Raw genomic sequence first — 25674 nt, forward strand, 5'->3', positions numbered from 1 at the left:
AAAGAAGAAGCGAAGGGTGGAAACAATGAAAATAGCACAAGCCGCCAAGCAGCTCAATTTATCTACTGCTACGCTCAGGTACTATGAGAATATTGGGTTAATTCGACCGATCCGGCGGGATGAAAACGGTGTTCGTGATTATGCAGAAGAGGATATTCAGTGGATTGAATTTATAAAATGCATGAGAAATGCGGGTCTCTCAATTGATGCACTTCGAGAATATACGGCTTTATTTATCGAGGGCGAGGATCATACCCTGTCCTCGCGGAAAAGTATTTTGGTCAATGAGAGAGAAAGACTTGTAGAAAAGCAAAAGGAAATCGAAGAGACGATTAAGCGGTTAGATTACAAGATAGAAAGTTATGAAGATGTTATCCACAGTTATGAACAAAAGCTAGTTCATCAACTAAAAACTAGCTCTATTTAAATGAAGAAAAACCTGTGACTTGTCACAGGTTTTGTGATGTGGTTATCTTTTTGTGTAACGCACCCAGTTATAATGCGCGTGGAGTGGTGTAACACCGTTATAGGAGCCGAGCCATTCATCGACACCTGCACCATTCCAGAGGTTCATCATAATCTTACCTGGAGTTTGAGGGATTTGAGTAGTGGCAGTATGTTTTAATTGTCCGTCCACATACCATTTAATCGAGTTAGGCTGCCAGTCAAATGCATACGTGTGATAAGAGTTTGCTGCATCAAAACCAAGGTTGACGATCTTTTCATGATTTCCTACACCATTGGTATAGTAGTTAAACTGAACCTTTGTCGTATCTTTTCCTAGAAATTCGATGTCAATTTCATCCCAAGGCGTACCATCAGTCGGTCCTGTATAAGTAAAGAACGAAGACACGATCCCAACATTTTTGGCTGGTTTCATACTGACTTCATAAAGCCCGTAGCCATATGTTTGAGTGGAACGGTTTTCTCCGCAGTCAAACTTATTATAGGAAGGACTTGTGAGCGATAATCGCATTTCCCCTAACGACGTCATGGAGACATTATTTGCACGCCACGTACAGTTAAACATGTTTCCATTCGAGTACCCATCGGCTTTTTGCCATAACCCCGTATTATAGTTGTTAAAAGGCTCATAAAACGATCCGCCTGTTTGAGCTGAGGCACCCGCAGTAAATGTGGATAAACTCAATACTATTCCAGTGACAAGCAGCATCAACATTCGTTTCACACGGTAAGACATGTAGGCATTCCCCTCTCTTATTTTGAAAGCGATTTCTTAATTGATCATACATGATTCTCTCGAAATGGAGAATCGGTCTAATATATGATATTAAAGAGGATTTTTTACTAGATTTTTCTCTTATTTCATAGGAAGTTACGAAAGAAAATGATCTTTTTCAGGCTATTTACTAAAGAATGATTGACAAAGCGGACAGTTGTCCGTAAGATAATACCGGTACAATTGTCCTAATGAAAACCAAAAAGTTTTGATTGAACACATAGAGAGAAGTGCAATATGGATGAAGGTAAAGAAGGTGTAGCATCATGGAAAAGGATATTGGGAAGGAAATTGAAGAGGTCGCTTTTACTTTGTTTCAGGAATTTGGCGTGGAAAATGTCAGCATGCATAAAATTGCCAAAACAGCTGGTGTTGGGCAGGGTACTCTTTATCGCCGTTATGCCAATAAAAGTGATTTGTGCCTTTCTATCCTTGGAGAAAAATTTGAACAGCTGATCCCTGCTGTGCATCTTTACTTGAGCAAAATCAGTGACCAGCCAGTTCGTGAACGTTTGCGTTATGTGCTCGAAGAAATTCATCTCATTGTCGGTCATCATTTAGACTGGATTCGGATGCTTACGATATCTGGGAATTTAGAGCAGACAAGCAAAGTGTATGACTGTCATTACAGTCAATCGCTTAGACAAATGATTCGTGATTTGCTAGAAGAAGCAGATGAAAAAGGGGAAGCGAATATACAGGATATTGAGCTGACGACACTGTGTATGTCCTCTCCGATGACGCCTGAACTAATGTTTTATATTCATGAATCTGGTTATTCAATTGAAAAAATCGCTCAATTCGCTGCAGAAAAACAGATTTTATCTGTTTTCAATAGACATTGAAGTGGCTCATTTCTAACCGTCCTCACTTCCTATGATTGATTTAAATTGAAAAAGAAAAGGAGCCAACCTACTATGAACAAACAGCAAGCAGCAGCTTCTCATATTCGAACGCTGCCCATTATTATCTCATTTATTACAGCCGGTTTTATTGGCCTGTTCAGTGAAACGGCACTAAATATGGCGCTGAGAAGCTTAACGTTAGACTTTGGAATTGAAGCGACGACAGCTCAGTGGCTAACAACAGGATATTTATTAACACTTGGTATTCTCGTACCAATTTCAGGACTCATTCTTCAGTGGTTTACAACAAGACAGCTTTTCATGACGTCGCTCGTCTTTTCGATCATTGGAACTTTTATCGCAGCAGTTGCACCAGTCTTTAGTATTTTAATGGTGGCACGTGTCGTACAGGCAGTCGGAACAGCATTGCTTCTTCCATTGATGTTCAATACGATTTTGGTGATCATCCCGCCTCATAAACGAGGCAGATCTATGGGGATTATAGGTCTTGTGATCATGTTTGCACCAGCTGTTGGTCCAACAGTCTCTGGTCTTATTTTGAAATCGCTGACGTGGCATTGGATTTTCTGGATTTCACTCCCGCTATTAATAGCTGCACTCGTCTTTGGTTTTATCTTCATGCAAAATATTACAGAACCAACAAGACCAAAAATCGACATCTTATCGATTGTGCTTTCAACCATTGGTTTCGGAGGAATTGTGTATGGCTTTAGTAGTGCCGGTGAAGGCGGCGGCTGGAGCAGTATGCATGTGATCGTTGCAATTGTAGTAGGTGTCATTGGGATTCTTGTATTCTCTCTCAGACAGTTGAATATGAAGGAACCGATGCTGAACTTAAGCCCGTTTAAATATCCGATGTTTGTCATTGGGTTACTGCTGATCTTAATTTGTATGATGGTCATGCTGTCTGCTATGATGATTTTGCCATTGTATCTGCAAACATCCTTGGCACTAACGACCTTTACAGCAGGTTTAATGCTATTGCCAGGTGGAATTATCAACGGTCTGCTATCTCCAATCATGGGTGGTTTATTTGATAAGTTTGGACCGAAATGGCTTGTGATTCCAGGGCTTGCGATCGTCGCAGTGACGATGTTAGGTTTTACCAATCTAAGTGTGAATACATCGATTGGATACATTGTGACCCTTCATATTACATTAATGGTCGGCATCGCGATGATCATGATGCCTGCACAAACAAATGGATTAAATCAGCTGCCGCCAGAGCTATATCCGCATGGTACAGCGATTATGAATACATTGCAGCAGGTGTCAGGAGCCATTGGTACTGCGGTTGGTATTTCGATCCTTTCATCAGGAACCCGCAGCTTTATGGAAAATGTGGCTGATCCTGCAAATCCGATGAACAAGCTGCTCGCCTTTACAAATGGCGTCCAGCATGCATTTATCTTTGCTGTGATCATGACCGTCATTGGTTTGATCATCGCTTTCTTCATTAAACGAGTGAAGGTAGAGCAGCAAGTTTCATAAAATAAATGAAAAGCACTGAGGACTTAGCGCCGCAGTGCTTTTTTCAATAAAGTAGATCAAATTAAATGGGATACCAGCTCAAGTTGATCTACTTTATTAGTTTTTTAAAGATCTATGAATCTGCATTTTAAAACAAAACAAAAGAACACGGTGCCTATCCTCTTGGAGCAAAACACAAGATGATATATTCTTAAATATTCGAAACGACTTCTATTTTAAATTCTTTCTCAAATTGGTGTAGTGCCTTTTCTAATTTTGAAAGTCCATCGTCAATCTGTTCTTTTGTGACTGTCAGAGGAGGGATCATTCTAATCACTTCTCCTTCGTTACCGCATAAGTAAAAGAGAACTCCCTGCTCAAGGGCATAATCTAAAATCTTCATGACAGCGTTCCCGTCCGGTTTTTTTGTTTTTGGGTTTAACATTTCAATTCCAATCATTAAGCCTACTGAGCGTATCTCTCCAATGATCGGGTGATTTTTTTTCATTTTTTTTAGTTTTTCAGTAGCATATTGACCAACCACTTTTGCATTATCTAGTAACCTTTCTTCTTTCATGATTTCGAGAGTGGTTAACGCTACCGAACAGGCAATTGGATTTCCACCGAACGTTGTTCCATGACTTCCAGCAGGCCATTTGCTCATCAGTTCTTTTGAAGCTACTGTGGCACTTAAAGGTAGACCAGAAGCTATTCCTTTAGCAATCGCCATAATGTCTGGAGTGACTTCAAATGTCTGAGTAGCAAACCACTCTCCTGTGCGTCCAAAGCCAGTTTGTACTTCATCAAAAATAAGCAGTATACCATGCTGATCGCATATGTCGCGGATCTTTTTCAGCCACCCTTTAGGAGGGATGATGTAGCCGCCTTCTCCCAATACAGGTTCTAATATGACGCAGGCTACTTCTTCAGGTGTCACTTGGTGTTTAAATAATTCTTCAAAATGTTTTTCTAATTCGTTGATGCAGAAAGTTTCTGGGTCTTTACCTTCGGGGCACGCCTGCATATTAGCGTAAGGCAGATGATAAGTCAGGTGAGAAGGATTTACATATTTTCTATATTTACTTTTTGATGTCGATACGCTTAAAGCACCTAAAGAACGACCATGAAAGCACCCCGTAAAAGAAATAGCATAAGGTCTCTTTGTAGCATATTTAGCCAATTTTAAAGCTCCTTCAATTGCTTCAGCGCCGCTATTGGCAAAGAAAAAACAATTTAAATCTCCTGGCAGAATTTCACCTAGAGATTTGGCCAGTTTTAAAATGGATTCATACATAATGACTCCCGAAGGGCCATGCATTAATTGATCTGCTGCATCCTTGATACTTTGTACAATTTTAGGATGGCGATGTCCTGTATTAGCTACTGCAATCCCGGAAGTAAAGTCTAAATAGGTTTTCCCATCTAGCCCGTAGTAATAACAACCTTCTGCTTTTACTACAGGTAAGTTTGGATGATCTTTTGCCATGCTAGGTGCTAAATAATCACCCATGTTCTCAACTAAGGAACTCCAGCTGTTACTCATAAAATCTTACCTCTCCCATCTTCTTGAGTATTGTTTAAGCTTGTTACATTCCACCTCTACCTTTCCTCTTTCATCTGTTGCAGATGTAGAATAACACGAAAATAATGAACTCAAAATTTGAACTTCTTTATGGTAACTATTGAAATGAATGATGTAAGATAATCCGACAAGATATTGCAATGTCTTTAGGGGGTTAAATATCCTGATTAACTTTACAAAAAAACGAACTAACCATTTGGCAGTTCGGTTTTTTGTACGATTAGATTTTCCAAATATCTATCTTAATGGTTGATCATCAGCTGTTTACTTTAAGGGTACGCAGATATTCAGAGAATTTTTCAAGACCTGCTTTTAATACATCTGTTGAACATGCGTAACCGATACGAACATATCCTTCCATATCAAAGCAAGAACCGGGCGTTAAGAATGTGCCATTCGTTTTAAATAGGTCAACGCAAAATTCTTCTGATGAAACAGGGTAATCGTATTTCAGCATAGATGTTGTGCCTGCGCGTGGCTTTACGTAGGAGATTGAAGGTTCGTTTTGAACCCACTCATCTAAAATAGCCAGGTTATCTTTGATAATTTTGCGGCTTCTCCCCAGGACTTTGTCATAATTTTTAAGAGCATGAACGGCTAACATATCGTCAAGCACACCACAACTGATGGTTGTGTAATCACGGTGTTTTATGCATTCAGCGATCACATCACTTGGACCTGCAATCCAGCCAAGGCGCAAGCCGGCTAATGAAAATACTTTTGACATACTTGATGTACTGATTCCTTTTTCATATAAATCAGCAACAGATGGCACTACAAGGTTATCTTCCTGTAATAGGTTTCTGTATACTTCATCGCTCAGCAAGTAAGCATCACATGAGCGTGCAATGTCTACAATCTCTTCAAGCATTTCTCTCTCAATAATAGCACCTGAAGGATTATTCGGATTGTTGATAATAATCAATTTTGTTTTTTCGTTAATCAGAGACTTTAATTCGTTTAGATCCGGCAGGAAGTTATTTTCTGGTCTCAATGGCAGCAGATCTACATCCGCGCCAAATGAAGCCGGCACATCATATAATTGCTGGTATGTTGGGTGTACAGCAATTACATGATCTCCTGGCTCAATAAGAGAATAGAGCACTAAGAAGTTTGCACCGATTGCTCCATTCATGACAAGCACATTATCAGCTTCAACTGTCTCATACAGGCCAGATACTAAGCTTTTAAACTCTGGAGATCCTTCAATATGTCCGTATGTTAATTTTTTCTTTCCGACTTCATTGAAAAAGTCAGCTGGATTTGTGCCATCCATTCCAATCAACTCATTTACAGTGAAAGATTCAACACATGTTTCCGCGATATTATAAACGGCCTCTTGCTCGTATAAATTCATCCAATGTTCTACAGCAAATGTTTTAATATTCATCCTATTAACTCCTTTGTAAAGAATACTTTCTAAATCTGCTTATTTAAAAAGTTATCGATTCATTACAGCTTTGTCGACATCCCAATTTGTTTTTCTTCTGCTTGTTCTAGAACATAGTTCGCTGTCAATAGATCTTGAAGAGAAATGCCTGTACTGTCAAAAACAGTGATGTCTTCTGGAGAAATGCGTCCTGGTGCTTGATTTGTAATCACCCCTCCAATTTCCGAAACGATGCTATTTTTTGTAATGATGCCTTTTTTGAATGCAGTTTCAAATTCTCCTACCGTAACAGACTGTTCAAGGTCATCAACGAATATGCGAGAATCAGTTAAAATATTTTCATCAATTTCCTGTTTTCCTGCCATGTCTGCACCCACACATGAAAAGTGAGTACCCGGCATTACCCATTCTTTTTGAATAATTGGTTGGCGTGCTGAAGTAGCCGTAATAATAATATCTGCATTTCTCGTAGCTGTTTCAATATCATTAACTGGCGTATACTCAATCTCTATCTTTTGAAGCATTTCTTCATAAACTTCCGGGTTTTGCTCTTTAGTTTGAGCTAACAGCTCTTTTAACTTGCCTTTGATGTCTGCACAAAACTGACCAGCCTTGTCAAATGAATGGGCATTATACACTCGAACTCTTTTGATATGATTCATTGTCATTAAAACAGCTAAGATTTGATAAGCCGCAACATGACCTGATCCTACCATCAGCAATTCTTCTGAATCTTTTCTTGCTAAATATTTAGCTCCAATTCCACCAGCTGCTCCGGTGCGCATCATGGTCATATACTCACCGCTCAAGATGCCGATCGGAAGACCTGTATGGCTGTCAAGAACTAAGACAGTACCAACAACAGCAGGAAGATCTTTAGAAGGGTTATCCCCGAACCAGGAAACAAGCTTTAAACCGAAAATGCCTACTCCTGACAATTCTCCTGATTTAATATCCATGTCCGCTTTACCAGGTTCGAACTCGTGAAATACCATTGGGAATAAAGAAGCTTCTTTATTTTCTTTTAACACGTAAGCTTTTTCTACGATATCAATTACATTTTGCATATCAAGAATAACTTTGATATCTTCATGATTTAATACTTTAAATGGATACATAATAACCTTCCTTTCCCTTACCTCGTTCTGCTCTTTATCCAATCTATCACAGGATGAAAAAAGCTAAAAATTAATTAATTTAATAGTATGTATTAGAAAACTTTAGCGATATATTATAACTTTAAGAGTAAGGAGAAGATTTGATTTTTATTGGTATTTTATAGAAGCTAATCCATTTTTGTTTTATATACATTCGATAAACTGCTTTCCTACATCGTTAACATTTTTGATATAATGTTTTGAATGCTATTCTTTTCAGTGCATCTTGTCTATGGGGTTATATGGTTCACCTTATATCAGATGATTTTTTTATACTTTTGGTTAGTAGTTTTTGTAGGCTATAAAAAATATAGATAGTGAGATGAAGGTTAAATGGAACTCAGAAATCTAAAAACTTTTCAAGTAGTAGCCAATGAATTGAATATGACCAAAGCTGCAAAGATCTTAAAATATACTCAACCCACTATTACTTTACAAATTCAAGTATTAGAAAGGGAAATAAATCATTCTCTATTCACCCGTATTGGGAAAAAAACGTTTTTGACACCTGCTGGAAAAAAATTAAAGCAACATACAGATAGATTATTTGAATTAATGGAATATATGGAAAGAGACATGGAAGAGTTAAATGGTCCTTCCGGAAGTCTAACTGTTACAGCTTCAGAATATTATTGTACGAATCACCTATCCTTACTACTTAGTTCTTATACAAAATTGCATAAAAAAGTGAAGCTACGCCTTATGCCAGCGAACAGCCTTATAGCTGTCGATAAAATTTTAAATAATGAAGCAGATATTGGGATTGTTGCAGGGGAAGTTGATTCCTCAGAATTAGAAAAGTTTGTTTTAGAAAGGGAAAAGGCGGTGTTGGTTGTCTCCGCCGACCTTGCCAAAAACCGTTCTAAAGAAGAGGTTATAGAATCCTTTCCGTTTCTCGCATATCATGAACATTGCGGTTTTAGCTCAATTACAGAGCAGTGTTTTTCTGAAATTAACACCCGTCCATCTTCTATCATTGAATGCGGGGGAAGCGATGAAACGATTAGACGGGCAGTTTTAAATAAAACCGGAATCGCCTTGCTTGGAGAAAATATGATTAAAGAAGAATTAGCAGAGGGTATTCTTCTCCCTTTGCATTACTGTGAAAAACCAATTGAAACATCTGTAGTATTTTTAAAAAGTCGTTCAGAAGGACCAACCGTTCAATCTTTCTCTGAATTGCTCAAAGACACTTGGTTTGCAGTTACAGATTGATCGTTTTTTCTTAAACATTATTTATTTTTATAGGTTTTCTGCTGTGATATAGAGTAATATAAAAACGAGTTTTTCACGTTTACAATAAACATGGAAAACTCGTTTTCTAATTTTTTATTTTCTTAGTATCGTGTGTTATATTCAGTGTGTTACTTAGCTTTATTGATTAGTTTAGCTAATAAACGTATACCATCTTCAATGTCTTCTTCGTCAATTCCTTCGAAACCAACTAAAAAAGCGGGATTATCTTTTTTATTTTGATGAATTCAGTAAGGTGGTGCTGATTCAGTAGAAGGAAAAGAGGAAAAAGGAACGAATGAGTTAAGAAGAAATGAATAAGATAGGAGACTGAGATCATGAACTTACAAGAACAAATCAAAATCGCTGAGTCATTACGTCAACCATCTGAAGGTTCATTACCGAGTCAATCGGAACTAAAACCAGTCCATCCACCTGAAGTGAACAAAATGGAATATGACATTCCAACAAGTGCTGGCGAAACAAAGGTATGGGTATTTAAGCCGGTCAACACATCAAAGCAGCCGCTTCCTGTTTTTGTGAATTTACATGGCGGAGGATTTATTCTAGGCAGTGCTGAAATGGATAACCACTGGTGTCCGGTCATTGCAGACCGTGCCCAATGTATCGTCGTCAATGTCGAGTATCAGCTTGCTCCAGAGCACCCTTTCCCAGCCGCTCTTCATGAATGCTACGATGTGCTGAAGTGGCTGTATGAACACCCTGATGAGCTTCAAATAGATCCTAATAGAGTAGCCATTGGCGGACATAGCGCAGGAGGAAACTTGGCAACGGCTGCTTGTCTCTTAAATATTCAAAAAGGGAACCAACTCCCGATTGTCTATCAAGTGCTTGATTATCCGCCACTTGATTTAGCCACTGATCCAGCACAAAAGCCAGCGTTTGAAGAAGCGATCCCAGTTGAAATGGCGAGGCTCTTTAATGCCTTCTATCTGCAAGGCCAAGATCCGCGCAATCCGCTCGTTTCTCCAATCTTTGCCGATCGTTCATCCTTGGCACAAATGCCACCAGCTCTCGTTATCACAGCTGAAAGAGATTCGCTAGCTCAAGAAGCCGAACAATATGCGGAGAAGTTAAATGAAACAGGGATAGACGTCACGTACAGACAGTTTAAAGGAGTTCCCCACGCCTTCACGCATGCCGGAGATTTAGAAATAGCTGAAGAAGCTTGGCATCTCATGAGTGATCAATTGAAGAAGGCGTTTGAATAAGAAAGAAGCATTGATAGAAAAGCACAGAACCTAGCGGGTCTGTGCTTTATTGTTGTGAAGTGAATGAAAAAGATCAGATATGTGCCTTCATTGTCGATATAATAGAAAGATAGAAGACGACTTAAAAAGGAGCGAATCTAATGGAAAAAGAGAATCTACAGGCATTTTGCCTTTCTTTAAAAGGAGTCACCCATGATTATCAGCCAGAATGGCAGGCAGATCGATATCATATTGGTGGAAAGATGTTTGCTATGATGGGCGGGGATGCGAATCGAAAGCCTGTGATCACTTTAAAATGTGACCCTCAACGTGCTGAAGAACTAAGAGAGATGCATGAGGGGATTATTCCGGGCTATTATATGAATAAGACTCATTGGAATTCCATCTACCTTGATGCAGACATTCCGGCTTCATTTGTAGAGGAGTTAATCGAACATTCCTACCAATTGGTTTTTCACAAATTAACAAAAAAATCTCAACATGACATCCTCCAACATGATGAATGAAGATAGACAAGCTAATCACCCCTGTGATTCTCTTCAAAATTGACTAGAGCGAAGTGCTGTCGTTATAATTTAACTAGTTAGAAGACGTTCATAGGGGGATATAAAATGAGCTATACAGTCATTACAGGAGCAAGTTCAGGTATTGGATATGAGGCGGCACTGGCCTTTGCAGCACGAGGCAAAAATCTTATTTTAGCTGCACGCCGGCTCGAGAAACTCCAAGAACTGAAGAAGGAGATTCTTGATCAATATCCCGATATCGAAGTAAATATACAGTCTGTCGATTTAACCGACATGGAGCAAGTGTATTCATTTTATGAATCATTGGCTGAATATGAGCTCGACACCTTCATTAATAATGCAGGATTCGGCCATTTCGGCTCGATAGGAGAACAGGATGTAAGTAAAATTGGAGATATGCTTCATCTGAATATCGAAGCCTTAACGATTTTATCCACTTTATTTGTTCGTGATTATGAGCAAGTAGAAGGGGCTCAGCTGATCAACATTTCTTCAAGAGCGGGCTATACAGTCGTCGGCAATGCCGTCACCTATTCGGCCACAAAGTTTTACGTGAGTGCCTTTACAGAAGGACTGGCACTAGAGTTGAGAGAAAAGGGAGCTAAGTTACAGGCAAAAATATTAGCACCTTCTGCAACAGAATCGGAATTTGCAAAGCGTTCATTAGATGTAGATCAATTCGAATATGAAGGCAATATCAAGAAATATCATACATCAAAAGAAATGGCAGCTTGTCTGCTCGAGCTGTATGATCATGAAAAAACAGTCGGTATTGTTGACGGCAAGACATATGATTTTGAATTGAAAGATCCGATTTTTTCACATGCTGGTCCAAGTATGAAATAGAAATGACACATCACTGAGGGAAGATGTCCTCGGTGATTTTTTTATGGCATGATTGACTGTGTGGTAACCACATGGTTTAGACTATGTACACAAGGAGGGAATCTAGTGACGTATGTAACAAGTGGAGAAGTATGTAAGCTATTAAACATCACAAAGTATACGCTTCGTCATTATATAGAACAGGATCTCGTCCGCCCTGCGAAGGTCGCTCAAAATGGGTACCAATTATTTGATGAAAAAGAAATTTACACCCTTTATCAAATCCTCTTCTTAAAAAAGGCGGGGTTTTCTTTAAAAGATATCAGCAAGAGCTTTTCGAAAGAACCCGTTATGACTCTGTCCTATCAAGGTATGCTGGATCAGGTCGAGAAGCAATTACAGGAATTGAGTGAAGTGAAACAGCGTCTGGGGCATATGCTGTCGATTCAAAACAACCTTCAGCTTCATCAAACAACCACTCAAGATCGGCCAATTCGTTATTTAAAACAGATCCCAGATCATCTTCTAAAGACTGAAACAGAGCTCGATTTTAAACAAATCGTTCAACAAAAGGATCTGGATCTGTCTCTTTTTGAGGAGAGATATTATGTGATCAATCTGCAAGATGACTCAACCATTTCTTATTATGTATCAAATGAACAGGATTACGATGTGAGACTGGATGCAGGTTCTTACGCGGTTAAAAGTTTTTTAGCCGAAGATGAAGAGAAAGTCATTGAAGAAATTGAGGCTTTTCTACACGAAGCTCCGTTTGATCAGCCTTCATATATGATCTTATATGAGAATGTACCAGTCTCTGTCACGTACCAAGATTCCATGGTGTATACAGTTGAACAGAGAGCGGGGAATAGAACTTGAAAAAAAGGATTTGGCTGATCATCGCTGCAGCGGCATTCATTTTTATCACAGCATTTGTATTTTATGAAAACAGCTTTGCTATGAATGAAAAGGAAGTCGTCATGGAGACTGCGGATGGGACATTATCAGGTATCGTCACAACACCTAAGAAGGAGTCGGTAAAAGGAATTGTCCTTTTTGTACACGGAGATGGTCCACAAAATGCCACATATGACGGAGGATACAGACCTATAATGGAACGCTTTGCAAAGCAAGGCTATGCGTCTATATCATGGGATAAGCCCGGGGTGAGTCAATCAGAAGGAAACTGGCTGCATCAATCCATGGATGATCGTGCAAAGGAAGTAGAGAATGTGATCAAATGGGCGAAAAAAGAGCATAATCTTCAATCAAAACAAATCATCTTATGGGGAGCAAGCCAAGCGGGCTGGGTGATCCCAAAAGTAATGACAGATCAAACCGATATCACAGCCTCCATCCTTGTCGGGCCTGCTGTCAATTGGATGAGACAGGGAAGGTACAATACACTTCAAACATTAAAAGAAGCGGATGCATCTCAAGAACAAATTCAAAAAACACTCAAAAAAGAAGATGAGCAAAACAAATTATTAGAAGAAGGCGCGGCTTTTCGCACATATCAAAAGAAAACGGACGATCAAGAGATGACAAAAGATCGTTATGAATTCATTCAAAAGAACATGAAAGCCGATGCCACTTCAGATATCAAGCGCATCCAATCACCGATCTATTTGGTTTTGGCACAAAATGACCGAAACGTAGATTCCGCTGAAACAAAAAGGATCTACGAGAAAGAAGTAGCACCTCAATGGTTGCATATTAAAACAATAAGAGACGTAGAGCATTCAATGCTGAATCCGCTCATTCACCATTCCAATGCCCTGATCACATTAGCAGCGATCGCTACACCGAAAGATTTCCTGCTTAGCCAAGCGTATTTAGATCACTGTGAACATATACTCGAGCAGCTAAAAACACCTTCACATTAGGTGTTTTTTTCATGCGTTCTTTGATAAAGCAAAGAATCAAAGATCCAGTAGATGAGACTGCTCATGATGACGATAGGTATAGATGCTGAGCTTCCAGTTAGATAAAGAGGATGGAAAGCCTTTGGCTTTGTAAAATTTACTATATTTTATCATAAATTGATGATCTAGCATCGTTTACTATTCTTAATTGAACAACCTCAATACTCCTTTTTAAAAAGTAAAGTTAGGTATTTAGATGTAAATAAATGATGGTGATAATGCCCTTTTTACCTTTAATTGGTTCTATATCTTTCGCCTCATGTTGATGAATGAAGGAATGTTATAAAGTAAACCCTATAGAAAGAGATCTAGCTTTGAATCCATCACATTTAAGAAAAGAGATGATCGAATGAACGTAACAAAATGGTTAGGTGCTGTCCTTCTTTCAGTTTTATTAATGTCGACAGCAGCTTGTGCCAATACAAGTACCCAAGAGAAAAATCAAAGCGAAAACGAAACCGCATCTAAGGAATCAAAGGACAAAACGACAGCCGTAGAAACAGGGAATAAGTCCTTGTCTAATATTAAGGTATTAGCGACAGGCGGGACGATTGCTGGCAGTTCAGACAGTGATACAGATACGACAGGGTATAAATCTGGTTCACTTGGCATCGATAAAGTCATTGCTTCAGTTCCTCAGCTCAAGGATATTGCAAACGTAACAGGTGAGCAGGTGGCGAACGTAGGTAGTGAAAATGTGGATGATGCTCTTCTTTTAAAATTAGCTAAACGAGTCAATAAACTCTTAAACGATGATCAAGTCGATGGGATTGTCATCACACATGGAACAGATACACTTGAAGAGACCGCTTACTTTTTACATTTGGTTGTCAAAAGTGATAAACCAGTTGTAGTCGTTGGCTCAATGCGTCCAGCATCTGCTATCAGTGCGGATGGTCCGCTAAACTTGTATCATGCTGTCAAAATTGCCTCTACAAAAGAAGCAAAGGGCAAAGGGGTCATGGTCACATTAAATGACCGAATTGCATCCGCTCGATTTATTACAAAGACAAACACGACGACAACCGATTCCTTCAAGTCTCTTGAGCAAGGCTACATTGGAGAAATTGCTGGTGAAGTGGTTTCCTTTTATAACGAACCAACAAGAAAACATACGTCTGAAAGTGAATTTGATGTATCAAAAATAAAAGAATTACCACAAGTCGATATTTTATACGGCTATCAAAATGATCAAAAATACATGTATGATGCAGCAGTAAAAGCAGGAGCGAAAGGCATTGTCGTTGCCGCAGCCGGAAATGGAACGATGTCAACAGAAGCCATCAAAGGGGCAACAGATGCTGTGAAGAAAGACGTGGTCCTCGTGAGATCAAGCCGTGCAGGAAGTGGAATTGTGACCCATGAAAAAATGGATGATGAACATCACTTTGTCTCATCGGATTCATTGAATCCACAAAAAGCACGCATTCTGCTTATGCTCGCTCTAACGAAGACAAAAGATCCAAGTAAAGTGCAGGCATATTATGAAAAGTATTAATGAAGAAAGGGACCCGAAGCTTCGGGTCTTTTTTATGCGTGCTCCTGATGATGCTCTTCTGCACGTGTTTTTAAAGAGAGTAAAATATCTCGCCAAATATCGTCTACATCTGTAAGAAAATGTCCCGCTTCATCGATATAATAGGTTTTGACGTTTGGAATGCTAGGAGCTAATTTTTCTATTTCGACAAACGGAGCCATCGCATCTTCTTTTCCATGCCATACATCAACAGGGATTTGAATATCCTTCATATCGAATGCCCACGGACGCGAGAGCAAATCTGGTTCATGAATACATTCATCCACCGATTGACGAGTGGCTTCGTGTAAATGTGTCATCATCATCTCTAACTGCTCATCGGTTTGAAGGAATTGACGGTCCCACGGATGTAAATGCTTGTTCCCATTTTTGGCCAGCTTCTTAAATTTTTCTGGTTTGTTCTCAATCATTTTTTTCTGAGAACGGTAGCTTGCTTTCAATAGCCAAGGGAACTTCTTACTGAGGAAAAAAGCCAATTTGTTTTCTTTGAGCATACTTTTAGGCGGTTTTCCGTCCTGAAATGGCGTTGTACTTGAAATCAGAGCGGCTGAAAGGACTCGGTTCGGCAATTGATAGGCACAGCCAGCAGCGAATGCGCCGCCTCCAGATACACCCATCACTGAAAAATAGTGAATGCCGAGATGATCTGCTACCTCTAGCACATCTTTTGCCCAATCTAAAATCGTACGTTCAGGTTGAGGGGTAGATAAACCAAATCCTGGTCTGTCTAAACAGATGAGACGAACACCGAGCTCTTTAGAAATGGGGTCATCATCTAAAAACATCACTCTTGATCCAGGAGTTCCATGAAAAAAGAATACTGGAAACCCTTCAAGATCCCCGTATTCACACAAACCAATATGACGTCCATCTTGTAAATGAATACTATCCATACTTTCATCCCCTTAATAGTTTATCTAACTTAAATGTCAGAGAAAGAAACACCGGATTAAGGCGTTTCTTTCGCAATCTGATAGATTTTTTCGTATAGAGACAATAATGTTTTTAAATCTTCTTTTGGAAGCTTTGCATAGTATTTTTGAATGAGGTGCAATTGAATTTCTTCTGTATTCTTGTGAAAGTCATGACCCTTTTCAGCAAAATCAACAATGATTTCCCGCCGGTTATGTGGATTAATTTCTCGTTTGACATAGCCAAGTTGTTCAAGCTTTGATACAAGCTGGCTGGCGGCACTTGCCGAAATGGAAAAGTAATCAGCTAGTTCGTTGATTGTTCTTGTTTTTGTCCGTAATAATTCAAGTGTCAGCTCTTGTTTGGCTGATAAATCTGCATATTCATGTTTTAAAAATCGTTGATACTCTTCTACGTAGATGGAGCCTAGTGCATTCGAGTATTCAATGATTTTTTTACTGTAATGAATGATTTCTGCATCCAATGACATCACCTCTATTCCATTATAGGCATTGTTTATAGTTAAGTGAAGTTAAATATTAAGGTAATTTAAATAAGGAGATGGCATGAGTGATTGTTTCGACGACTTTTTCATTGTATTTTGAAAAAGATCCATTTATAATAAAAAATAAACCAACTGGTCGGTTTTGAATTGTCCTGATGAAGAAAAGCAAGATAGAAGGGATTGTAAAAGATGACAAGTACACAAAGCGGGGCTGAAAAGAGCGAGAAGACGAAGCGAAAAATCGTCACCGCTTCACGTGATTTATTTGCAAAAAAGGGGTACTCAGAAACATCTGTGCGAGATATTCTAGAGGCGGCTGAAGTGAGTAAAGGCAATCTTTATCACCATTTTAAAGGAAAAGAGTTTTTGTTCCTTCATATCATGGAAGAGGATCACCTCTTGATGATGGAGACGTGGCATCAGGAAAAACAAACGATGCAACAGGCCATTGATCAGCTCGCAGGATTTGCAGAGCTGCTCAGTCAAATGGGCATTAACTACCCATTAATGAGAGCAAGTGAGGAATTTTGTGCAAGTGCCTTTACATCAGACGAGGTCATGGAACGGCTGAACAAGATTGACGCCGACTTTGATGATGTGATGAGAGACATCATACTTGAAGGTAACAAAGATGGCAGCTGGTCGATCCAGCATGTCGAGTCAACGGTGAAAATATTATTATCCGTTTTTTACGGATTAGACGTGTTGTATAAAAATGATCCAATCGAAGAGAAAAAAGAATTACAAAAACAAGCGATCTCATTGATTATTCACGGAATCAACCATCATGAGTAACAATTGAATCAATAAAGGGGAAACAAACATCATGCAAAAACCGATTCGTGAGCAAAAAGCTGTACTCGTTATTTTATTAAGTAACATATTTATTGCGTTTTTAGGCATTGGTCTTATTATTCCTGTCATGCCGCTATTCATGAATGTGATGCATCTAACAGGGAGTACGATGGGATACCTTGTGGCGGCGTTTGCTGTGGCTCAGCTCATTGCATCACCTATTGCAGGGAGATGGGTAGACCGCTATGGAAGAAAGATTATGATTGTGTCAGGACTATTTCTATTTGCGTTATCAGAACTCGTCTTCGGTCTTGGGACACACGTGTATGTGCTGTATTTTGCAAGGCTGCTAGGCGGTATTAGTGCGGCATTTATCATGCCAGCTGTCACTGCTTATGTCGCTGACATCACGACCATTCAAGAAAGATCAAAGGCAATGGGATATGTGTCAGCGGCCATTAGTACCGGCTTTATTATTGGTCCGGGAATTGGTGGCTTTATCGCAGAATACGGCGTACGCCTGCCATTCTTCTTTGCAGCAGGGATTGCCTTTATTGCCGTCATTTCGTCTATGCTTTTGCTGAAGGAGCCATTAACAAAAGAAGAGCGAGCGAAGCAGATGGATCAAGTGAAGGAATCGACCTTCTTTAAGGATTTGAAAAAATCGATCCATCCAAGCTATCTCATCGCTTTTATCATTGTGTTTGTCCTCGCGTTTGGACTGTCTGCGTATGAAACGGTCTTCAGCTTGTTTACAAATCATAAGTTTGGATTTGGTCCAAAAGATATTGCGGTGATTATTACGGTCAGCTCGATTGTGGCGGTTATCATCCAAGTGCTGGTGTTTGGGAAGCTCGTTAATACCCTTGGGGAAAAAAGAGTCATTCAGCTCTGCTTGATTGTTGGAGCGGTGCTCGCTTTTGTTTCAACTGTCGTCTCAGGCTTTATGGTAGTCCTCATTGTCACATGTGTGATTTTCTTAGCGTTTGATTTATTGCGTCCAGCATTAACGACCTTCTTATCAAAAATCGCTGGCAATCAGCAAGGATTTGTCGCAGGGATGAACTCTACCTACACAAGCCTAGGTACGATTTTCGGCCCAGCCCTTGGCGGTATTTTATTCGATCAAAATATACATTTCCCATTTCTATTCGCAGGTGTTGTCTTATTTCTCGGATTAGGCTTAACCCTTATTTGGAAGGGGAAGGCGACGGTTGTATCTGATTAAGGGCTCTAACTAGGGCTCTTTTTTTGTTCCTGTGGATAGAGTATTGAAATAATCACAAGGTCCCTGTTGATGAGGTGTTATTCATGTTAACATGATACATATTTTACCAAAATGCTAGAGGAGGATTTTCAATGCAAATTAAAGAGATTTTTTATATTCGGTGTATCTCGTGTTTGAGTGTTGTGCTCATTCATGCAATAGCCATTTTATCTAGCCCACAATCATCATCTATTCTTGTAGCACTACTCATGTTCAGTACACCGAGTTTTATTTTCATTTCTGAGTTTTTATTGGCGCATTCTTATCCAAATGGTACACCTAAAGGATTTATGTGGAAGAGAGTGAAAGCCATCTTTTTTCCATTTGTATTTATTGGGATTGTCGATGGTTTTTTGCATTCGGCATCGTTAAATGGAGGGGCAGCTGACTTCTTTAAAAGAGCTTCAGCAAATGTCTTATTGGGAAATTATATTGGTTATTTTGTTCTGATTATTTTTCAATTTTACTTTTTGCATATGTTTTTTCACAAAATGGCTAAGCGTACCTCAGCCAAATGGGTATTGCCGGTCTCCTTTATCATCACAGTTGGTTATTTAAGTGTCATGAACCTCGTCAAAATCCCACAACCTCAATTACCTAATCCAATGTTCGGCTTAGAATGGATTCCATTTCCAGGTTGGTTATTCTATTTTTGTTTAGCCTATTATTGTGGAGTGAATTATCAGCAGTTTATCACAAGACTTCATCATTTTAAGTATGCCGTGTATGGACTTGTTCTGATTTCAGCAGTGACCCTTCTAAGCAATACATATGTAGGCTTTTTCGAGCCTTCTTCTAAGAGGCCAGATGTTGTTCTTTATACAATCAGTATTGTCTTCTTATGCTTTCTCTTGTTTTCTAAAGTAAAAAGCGTTCCACCTTTCGTAGCTGTCATTAGTCAATATTCATTCACCATCTATTTGCTTCACGGGTATTTTCTAGGTATCTCTGTGTTACTATGGGGACAATTAAAAGATTATCCATTCTTTGTGGGGACATTCATAATATCAGCACTTGCAATTGCTGGACCTATCCTATTGTCTCGGTTAGCAAATCATTATAAATATGGCTATATGTTTGTCGGTAAAATCAACAGAGCGAGACGAAAAACAGTCGCCTCATAAACGATTTAAAGGGGATCTTAAGAAGATGCCCTTTTTTTGTTGCCTAAAAGTACAGTGCTTTTTGCCCGAAAGTACAATTTTAATCGATCACCTCATTGCTTAGAATAAAAAGATGAAGTTGAAGAAAAAGGAGTAAGTGAATGGCAAAATTTTTATATCATTTAGGAAAAAGTGCTTTTTCTAAGCCGAAACGGATGATTATCGGTTGGTTATTTGTTTTAGTAGCTGTTGTGGCGGCAACAATAGGGACAGGTGTTTCATTTAATGGAGATATGTCGATTCCAGGAACAAAGTCAGAAAAGGCAATGGATCTCTTGGAGAAAAAGTTCCCAGCAGGTGATGATGGCGGGACGATTCGTCTGATCTTTAAAGCACCTAAGGGCGAAACATTAGAAACAAAAAAAGTAAAAAATAAATTGAACGAAACGATCAAAGAAGTCAAAAAGGATAAAGCAGTCAAGCAAGTGACGGATTTATATCAGACATTTGCTATTAGTAAAGATAAGAAAATAGGGTATGCGGATATTACATACCGGGTGAAGGCGGGTGAGGTAAAAGCATCCTCAAAAGAGAAAGTATTAGATAGTATTAAGATTTCAAGAAAGGCTGGCATCCAAACAGAATTAGGAGGCTCCGTCACATTCTCAGAAATTGAGGTAGGCGGGATTTCGGAAGTCATAGGTATTGTCATGGCCTTCTTTATTTTAGCCTTTACCTTCGCTTCATTATTGATTGCAGGACTACCGATCTTGACGGCTGTCATTGGGTTAATAATCGGCGTGATGGTCATATTAATTACCTCAAATTTTGTTGATATGTCTGCATTTAGTCTTACATTAGCTGTGATGATTGGACTTGCCGTAGGAATTGATTATGCATTATTTATCATTTCTCGATATCGACAGTTATTAGCAGAGGGTTACGAATTGAAAGAAGCAGCTGCTAGAGCTGTTGCTACAGCAGGCAGTGCTGTATTGTTTGCAGGTGTCACCGTCGTGATTGCACTATGCGGACTTGTATTAGTCGGTATACCATTTTTAGGCGTGATGGGTCTTGTAGCTGCATTCATGGTACTATCAGTTATGCTTGTGTCTCTGACAATTGTTCCTGCGATACTAGGGATTCTTGGTGATAAAGTAAGCCCTTCAAGAAAGAATAAATGGTTCTCTAAATTACAATCTCAACAAAAAGAAGAAACAACAGCTTGGGGAAGGTTTATCAAAAAGTATCCAGGTAAAATCATCCTAGGTGTCATTGTATTGACTGGTCTATTTAGTTGGCCAGCACTTCATATGGAGTTGGGTCTTCCTGATAACGGTATGAAGGGGAAGGAAACAACTGAACGCAAGGGCTATGACCTGTTAGCAGAAGGGTTTGGCAAAGGGTTTAATGGGCCACTGGTTGTTATCATTGATGCCTCCCATGCAAATAACGCAATGAAATCTATTGAGAAAACAACAAAAGTATTAGAGAAGATGGATGGCATCAAACAAATGGCACCGGCTGTTCCTAATCCATCGGGTAAGTACGCCATGCTGACCATCTTACCGAAAAGCGGTCCAGAAGATAAGGCGACAAAGCAATTAGTCAAAGATATACGAAATGAATCTAGTCAGACTGCTGCAAAGTATGATACGAAATTACTTGTTACTGGTTCTACGGCAGTTAATATAGATATTTCAGATAGACTCAGTGAAGCGTTACCGAAATTTGCAGGGGTCATTATTGGATTTGCTTTGATTTTAATGATTCTTGTGTTTAGATCATTCCTTGTTCCATTAAAAGCGGTTTTAGGATTCCTTATGACATTGACGGCTACACTAGGTTTTTCAGTCTTTGTTTTACAGGATGGACACCTTGCGCCATTGTTTGGAATACCAGCAAATGGCCCATTGTTAAACTTTATGCCTGTACTAGTGACAGGAATATTATTTGGTCTCGCAATGGATTATGAGGTCTTTTTAGTCAGTCGAATGAGAGAAGATTTCCTTCTATCAGGTGATGCGAAAAAGTCCGTTGTATCAGGTTTGAAGCACAGTGGAAGAGTAGTGACTGCCGCAGGCTTAATCATGATCCTCGTCTTTGCTAGTTTTATCTTTGCAGATGACTTGATCATTAAAACAATGGGATTAACGTTGGCATTCGGCGTTCTGTTTGATGCATTTGTCATAAGAATGACTTTTATCCCAGCTTGTATGATGCTGATCGGACGAGCTGCTTGGTACTTACCCAAATGGTTCGAAAGCTGGCTTCCACGTATAGACATTGAAGGTGAGTCTATTTCTCAGAAAGAAGAGAAAGAAGAGAAGGTGATTTAGTCACTGATAGTCTTACATGGTATGATTGGTGATACCGCCATTACCTCGATAAAGGGTGGGCGGTATTTTTTGAGTGAATATGAGGCTCGGATGGTGATTATTTATGGCGAAACGACGGGTAGACCCTTTTAATGAAATGATCTATTCGCGGATTCCAACATTATTATGGGTCATTCTTGTTTATATTGCAGCAATGATATTTCAGTTTATAACCAATCCATTAGCACTTTCTGGCCTGTTTTTTTCTGCACTTATTGCCATACATCTGATTCTGCATTGGTGGTCATTTTACTGGTTTCAGCAGAATCCATGGGTATATTTTCTGATTCAAGGAATTGTGATTCTACTTTGTGTTTCAGTCATGCAGGCGGCTTCCCCTGTGATCTTAATTGGTCTGTTACCGGTACTAATTGCGCAAAGTATTGGGGTATATTATCATACATTGAAGGTGATTTTGACAGGGCTTAGTTTTTATGTCCTTTTTTTTCTTGCCCTTATTTTGGTCAATGATACAGATGATTTGACGGTATACATTCCTATTTTGTTTTTGATTCTGATTGTAGTCATCGCATACTCCATTTTATTTTTTAGACAAGTCAAAGCTAGAATTCGTACACAAACATTTTTAAAGGAACTTGAATTGGCACATCAACAAGTGGAAGAGCTGACACTTGCAAATGAGCGTCAAAGAATGGCGAGAGATTTACATGATACCCTTGCACAAGGACTGGCAGGTATTATTATGCAGCTAGAAGCGGCCCATGCACATTTAGAGAATCAGAATGTTGAGCGTGCTCAAAGCATTATTAAAGGTTCAATGAGCCATGCGCGGACGACATTAGGTGAGGCGAGATTGGTCATTGACGACCTTCGAACATATAGCCAGGATCAATATGACTTAGCTGATTCTGTGAAAGATGAAGTGAATCGGTTTATGACGGCGACGAATATTCCAGTTCATACAAAAGTGGCTGTCTCCTATCAAGTGTCCCCTTTTCTCATCGAACATACCGTATACATTGTCAGTGAATGTTTGACGAATATTGCCAAGCATGCCAAAGCAAGTAAAGTCGAATTGGTGATGGAGCAAAAAGAAGATCACATCTCCTTGCAAATCACAGACAATGGAGTGGGTTTTGATGAGAAAAAACAAGAATCCACTTCCGGGCATTACGGTCTAATAGGTATGTCAGAACGTGCCCGACTGCTTGATGCACAGCTACACTTAAAAAGTGAAAAAAATGAAGGTACACAAGTGACGGTAACCATACCTTTGAAAAAGGAGTAAAAACAATGTCTTATCAAATTGTGATTGTCGATGATCATTTTGTTGTTAGAGAAGGATTAAAATTAATTCTTGAGACAGATCAACGATTTGATGTTGTTGGTGAAGCAGAGGATGGGGCAAAGGGATTAGATGTCTTGAAAGAGAAGGCTCCAGACCTTGTATTACTTGACCTCAACATGCCTAACATGAGTGGGCTTGAGATGCTAAAAGAGATGCAGTCTCTTCAATTAAAAGTACCGGTCCTGATTCTCACTACCTATAACGAAGAGAAATTAATGATTGAAGGGCTGCAACTTGGAGCAAAGGGCTATCTTTTAAAGGATGCCAGCAGGGAAAATTTATTTTATACAATTGAAGCAGCTATCAGAGGAGATATTCTTCTTCAAGCAAACGTCGCTGCTAAGGTATTTGAATCAACAGAGCATCAAGTGACTCCAAACCATTTGAAAAAAGAAATAAACATGCTGACTGAAAAAGAGATGCTTGTCTTGCAAGCAGTGGCTAGAGGATTACGAAGTAAGGAAATTGCATTTGATATGGGGATTTCCGAGAGAACTGTCAAAGCTCATTTAACAAATATTTATCAAAAGCTGGAGGTCACTTCAAGAGCGGAAGCAATTAAAGCAGCATTAGAATTAGGGGTGATTCATTTTTAGAGAGAGAGAATGATCATATGAGAAGATGACAAGAAACATTGCTCTGTTAAGTTTTGAGCGTCAAGTGATTTATTATCTCTTCCACTGCGGTTTCAGTATGTGCAGGAAAATGAACTCTACCTACATAAGTAATGGTACGATCTTTGACCCGGCACTTGGCGGCATATTAACCGATCAAAATATTCATGTCCCATTTTTATTCGCAGGTAGGCTTACCCCTTATTTGGAAGGTGAAGGCGACAGAAGAGACAGCAGCAGAATAATGAATGAAGAAGTAAGAGACCTTTTAAACGAGGTCTCTTTTTTTAAGACTGCGGCTTCAGGTGTTTTAATGCCTGTGCCATGTGGATGGTTGATGACGTTTACTTATGTCACAACCTTTTCTTGTTTCTAAATAAAACCAAACCCTCATTCATAAACCTCCTTTCACAATGAGCATAGCAATAGAGGAAAGCAAATGAGAAAGAATTTTATTTGTTGCAAAGAGTCACTGCATGCGCGCATTTTTTTATATATAATGGAAGGAAAGAACATGTTTGGAAAAGGGGAGCGCCATGCATCTTTTGGAAAAGCAAAGGACAGCATCGATAAAAGAAGGGATTCGCCAGATCGATCCGGCATATCCAGTGTTTGTAGATGCGGTCATGGATGGTTTCATACAAGGGAATCTTTATGTAGATGATGCAGTGCACCCTCGTATTTATTTTCTCGAAACAGCATGCGGCATTTATTATGTTGCAGGGAAGAGAGAGGGAGAGTTGTCACACTGCTCGGCGTTCATTGTGGATGTTTACGAAAGGCAGAGAAGACAAAATGGCCGGTTTACCGTATTTTCAGCGAATCAATCAACAGATGTGATGATGAAAAAATGTCTTGGGGCACATCTGAATGAGATGGAAAGACATGCGTACGTTTTTTCGCAAGCAAAATTTTATGTTCTTGCGACTCATTCAGGCTACAGAGTAGAGCGGACAAATGAACAGGTGATCAAGGCAAGCAGGGCTTTTCCTCCTAGCTATTACGAAGCCTATTGGGGGAGAGCGGCGCGCTTTCTATCAAAAGGAATCGGAGTTGCCATCTTAGATGGTGAGAACGTGGTGAGTGAATGTGTCTCCATTTTTTCAAGTGAAGATCGTGTGGAGATAGATATTTGGACAGAAGAAGCCTGCCGGGGGAAAGGTTTAGCGCAGCTGGCGGGTCAGCATATGATCAAGAGTTGTCTTGAAAATAAGAGGACACCGCATTGGGATTGCGATGTCCATCACCTAACTTCGATCAAACTGGCAGAAAAGCTAGGCTTTCAGCGGACAAAAACCTATCGATTGTTTTACAGCTCATGATGAGAAGGTTTTGAGATACCAAGCATCCATTGCAGAATGCTCAGAGCCTTCAATCGGCTCTGAAAGAAGAGAAAAGCCATATCGCTGATAAAGGCCGGTGGCTGCAGTTAATTCCTGGCGGGTTTCTAAATAACATGCTTCATAGTATGTAGAGGCATATTGCAGCGCTGTATCCATCAGTTTTTTGCCAGCACCTTTTCCTTGTGCCTTTGGACTTAAATAAAGCTTTTGTAATTCACATATTCCGTTAGTAAATGGAGCAATGCCAACGCCGCCCAGAATATCGCCATTCTCTTCAGCAATCCAATAGGCTGCATGAGTCAATGATTGATAGTATTCGAACAGCTGGTCAAGGTGGGGATCAGTGTAGGCGGTTCCTTCAATCGCCAGATTCGCCGATTCTAGTGACTGGCGGATAATCGCTGCGATATACGGGTTGTCTTTTTGCTCAATGGGTCTCATGTTCATTGGAAGTACCTCCATCG

The 25674-nt window shown here is 39.5% G+C and carries 25 protein-coding genes; 18 read left to right on the forward strand and 7 right to left on the reverse strand.

Annotated elements, in window-relative coordinates; translation table 11 throughout:
• Positions 1-25 precede the first annotated feature (25 nt).
• Complete coding sequence (locus MHH54_RS02765) at positions 26-427, forward strand: MerR family transcriptional regulator (protein ID WP_342500641.1); 402 nt, start codon at positions 26-28, stop codon at positions 425-427.
• 42 nt (positions 428-469) lie between these two features.
• On the opposite strand, the gene MHH54_RS02770 is transcribed toward MHH54_RS02765, so the two are convergent.
• Positions 470-1201: a glycoside hydrolase family 16 protein gene (locus MHH54_RS02770; RefSeq protein WP_003214284.1), complete on the reverse strand. Its 732-nt coding sequence runs from the start codon at positions 1199-1201 to the stop codon at positions 470-472.
• Positions 1202-1506: 305 nt separating this feature from the next.
• Here MHH54_RS02770 and MHH54_RS02775 point away from each other — a divergent pair, with 305 nt between their 5' ends.
• Positions 1507-2085 (forward strand): TetR/AcrR family transcriptional regulator, encoded by a 579-nt coding sequence (locus MHH54_RS02775; RefSeq protein ID WP_106033106.1) that lies wholly within the window; start codon positions 1507-1509, stop codon positions 2083-2085.
• Between the two features lie 72 nt (positions 2086-2157).
• Entirely contained in the window at positions 2158-3597 is a 1440-nt protein-coding gene (locus tag MHH54_RS02780; RefSeq protein ID WP_003214214.1) for a DHA2 family efflux MFS transporter permease subunit, read from the forward strand.
• Positions 3598-3787: 190 nt separating this feature from the next.
• Here the strand turns inward: MHH54_RS02780 and MHH54_RS02785 are convergent, their stop codons facing one another.
• From MHH54_RS02785 to MHH54_RS02795, 3 genes are all read right to left on the reverse strand, one after another.
• The gene (locus MHH54_RS02785; protein ID WP_342500642.1) at positions 3788-5119 is read right to left on the reverse strand and encodes an aspartate aminotransferase family protein; all 1332 of its coding nucleotides are present in this window, start codon (positions 5117-5119) and stop codon (positions 3788-3790) included.
• Positions 5120-5414: 295 nt separating this feature from the next.
• Positions 5415-6548, reverse strand: coding sequence for an aminotransferase (locus tag MHH54_RS02790; RefSeq protein WP_003214003.1), 1134 nt, complete (start codon positions 6546-6548; stop codon positions 5415-5417).
• Positions 6549-6610: 62 nt separating this feature from the next.
• Positions 6611-7666, reverse strand: a complete 1056-nt coding sequence (locus tag MHH54_RS02795; RefSeq protein ID WP_342500643.1) for an ornithine cyclodeaminase family protein — start codon at positions 7664-7666, stop codon at positions 6611-6613.
• Positions 7667-8038: 372 nt separating this feature from the next.
• On the opposite strand from MHH54_RS02795, the gene MHH54_RS02800 reads away from it, so the two are divergent.
• From MHH54_RS02800 to MHH54_RS02830, 7 genes are all read left to right on the forward strand, one after another.
• Entirely contained in the window at positions 8039-8920 is an 882-nt protein-coding gene (locus MHH54_RS02800) for a LysR family transcriptional regulator (protein ID WP_034620212.1), read from the forward strand.
• A 356-nt stretch (positions 8921-9276) separates the two neighbouring features.
• A complete protein-coding gene (locus tag MHH54_RS02805; RefSeq protein ID WP_342500644.1) occupies positions 9277-10170 on the forward strand; it encodes an alpha/beta hydrolase in 894 nt (297 codons plus the stop codon).
• A gap of 140 nt (positions 10171-10310) precedes the next feature.
• Positions 10311-10676, forward strand: coding sequence for an MmcQ/YjbR family DNA-binding protein (locus MHH54_RS02810; protein ID WP_003213869.1), 366 nt, complete (start codon positions 10311-10313; stop codon positions 10674-10676).
• 105 nt (positions 10677-10781) lie between these two features.
• Positions 10782-11543: an SDR family NAD(P)-dependent oxidoreductase gene (locus tag MHH54_RS02815; RefSeq protein WP_342500645.1), complete on the forward strand. Its 762-nt coding sequence runs from the start codon at positions 10782-10784 to the stop codon at positions 11541-11543.
• A 105-nt stretch (positions 11544-11648) separates the two neighbouring features.
• Positions 11649-12401, forward strand: coding sequence for a MerR family transcriptional regulator (locus MHH54_RS02820; RefSeq protein ID WP_342500646.1), 753 nt, complete (start codon positions 11649-11651; stop codon positions 12399-12401).
• Positions 12398-13408 carry an alpha/beta hydrolase gene (locus tag MHH54_RS02825; RefSeq protein WP_342500647.1) on the forward strand — a complete coding sequence of 337 codons (1011 nt, stop codon included), beginning with the start codon at positions 12398-12400 and terminating at the stop codon, positions 13406-13408. The genes MHH54_RS02820 and MHH54_RS02825 overlap by 4 nt, the downstream gene beginning before the upstream one ends.
• A 388-nt stretch (positions 13409-13796) precedes the next feature.
• Positions 13797-14945 (forward strand): type II asparaginase, encoded by a 1149-nt coding sequence (locus tag MHH54_RS02830; protein ID WP_342500648.1) that lies wholly within the window; start codon positions 13797-13799, stop codon positions 14943-14945.
• Between the two features lie 32 nt (positions 14946-14977).
• Here MHH54_RS02830 and MHH54_RS02835 read toward each other — a convergent pair whose 3' ends face one another.
• Entirely contained in the window at positions 14978-15877 is a 900-nt protein-coding gene (locus MHH54_RS02835) for an alpha/beta hydrolase (protein ID WP_106030193.1), read from the reverse strand.
• Between the two features lie 56 nt (positions 15878-15933).
• Entirely contained in the window at positions 15934-16386 is a 453-nt protein-coding gene (locus MHH54_RS02840; protein WP_050945644.1) for a MarR family transcriptional regulator, read from the reverse strand.
• A 204-nt stretch (positions 16387-16590) separates the two neighbouring features.
• Between MHH54_RS02840 and MHH54_RS02845 the strand changes: the two genes are divergently transcribed.
• From MHH54_RS02845 to MHH54_RS02880, 8 genes are all read left to right on the forward strand, one after another.
• Positions 16591-17196, forward strand: a complete 606-nt coding sequence (locus MHH54_RS02845; RefSeq protein ID WP_106030194.1) for a TetR/AcrR family transcriptional regulator — start codon at positions 16591-16593, stop codon at positions 17194-17196.
• 31 nt (positions 17197-17227) lie between these two features.
• A complete protein-coding gene (locus tag MHH54_RS02850; RefSeq protein ID WP_106030195.1) occupies positions 17228-18424 on the forward strand; it encodes an MFS transporter in 1197 nt (398 codons plus the stop codon).
• 131 nt (positions 18425-18555) lie between these two features.
• Positions 18556-19587: an acyltransferase family protein gene (locus tag MHH54_RS02855; RefSeq protein WP_342500649.1), complete on the forward strand. Its 1032-nt coding sequence runs from the start codon at positions 18556-18558 to the stop codon at positions 19585-19587.
• Positions 19588-19727: 140 nt separating this feature from the next.
• The gene (locus MHH54_RS02860) at positions 19728-21905 is read left to right on the forward strand and encodes an MMPL family transporter (protein ID WP_342500650.1); all 2178 of its coding nucleotides are present in this window, start codon (positions 19728-19730) and stop codon (positions 21903-21905) included.
• 103 nt (positions 21906-22008) lie between these two features.
• Complete coding sequence (locus MHH54_RS02865; RefSeq protein ID WP_106030198.1) at positions 22009-23193, forward strand: sensor histidine kinase; 1185 nt, start codon at positions 22009-22011, stop codon at positions 23191-23193.
• Between the two features lie 5 nt (positions 23194-23198).
• The gene (locus MHH54_RS02870) at positions 23199-23849 is read left to right on the forward strand and encodes a response regulator transcription factor (protein ID WP_106030199.1); all 651 of its coding nucleotides are present in this window, start codon (positions 23199-23201) and stop codon (positions 23847-23849) included.
• A 25-nt stretch (positions 23850-23874) separates the two neighbouring features.
• Entirely contained in the window at positions 23875-24243 is a 369-nt protein-coding gene (locus tag MHH54_RS02875; protein WP_342500651.1) for a hypothetical protein, read from the forward strand.
• Between the two features lie 160 nt (positions 24244-24403).
• On the forward strand, positions 24404-25189 hold the full coding sequence (locus tag MHH54_RS02880) for a GNAT family N-acetyltransferase (protein WP_342500652.1): 786 nt from the start codon (positions 24404-24406) through the stop codon (positions 25187-25189).
• Here MHH54_RS02880 and MHH54_RS02885 read toward each other — a convergent pair.
• The gene (locus MHH54_RS02885) at positions 25184-25657 is read right to left on the reverse strand and encodes a GNAT family N-acetyltransferase (RefSeq protein WP_106030201.1); all 474 of its coding nucleotides are present in this window, start codon (positions 25655-25657) and stop codon (positions 25184-25186) included. The two genes, MHH54_RS02880 and MHH54_RS02885, sit on opposite strands and share 6 nt — an antisense overlap.
• Positions 25658-25674: the final 17 nt, after the last annotated feature.

The sequence above is a fragment of the Bacillus sp. FSL K6-4563 genome (assembly GCF_038630405.1).
GTDB classification, from domain to species: Bacteria; Bacillota; Bacilli; order Bacillales; family Bacillaceae; genus Bacillus; species Bacillus pumilus.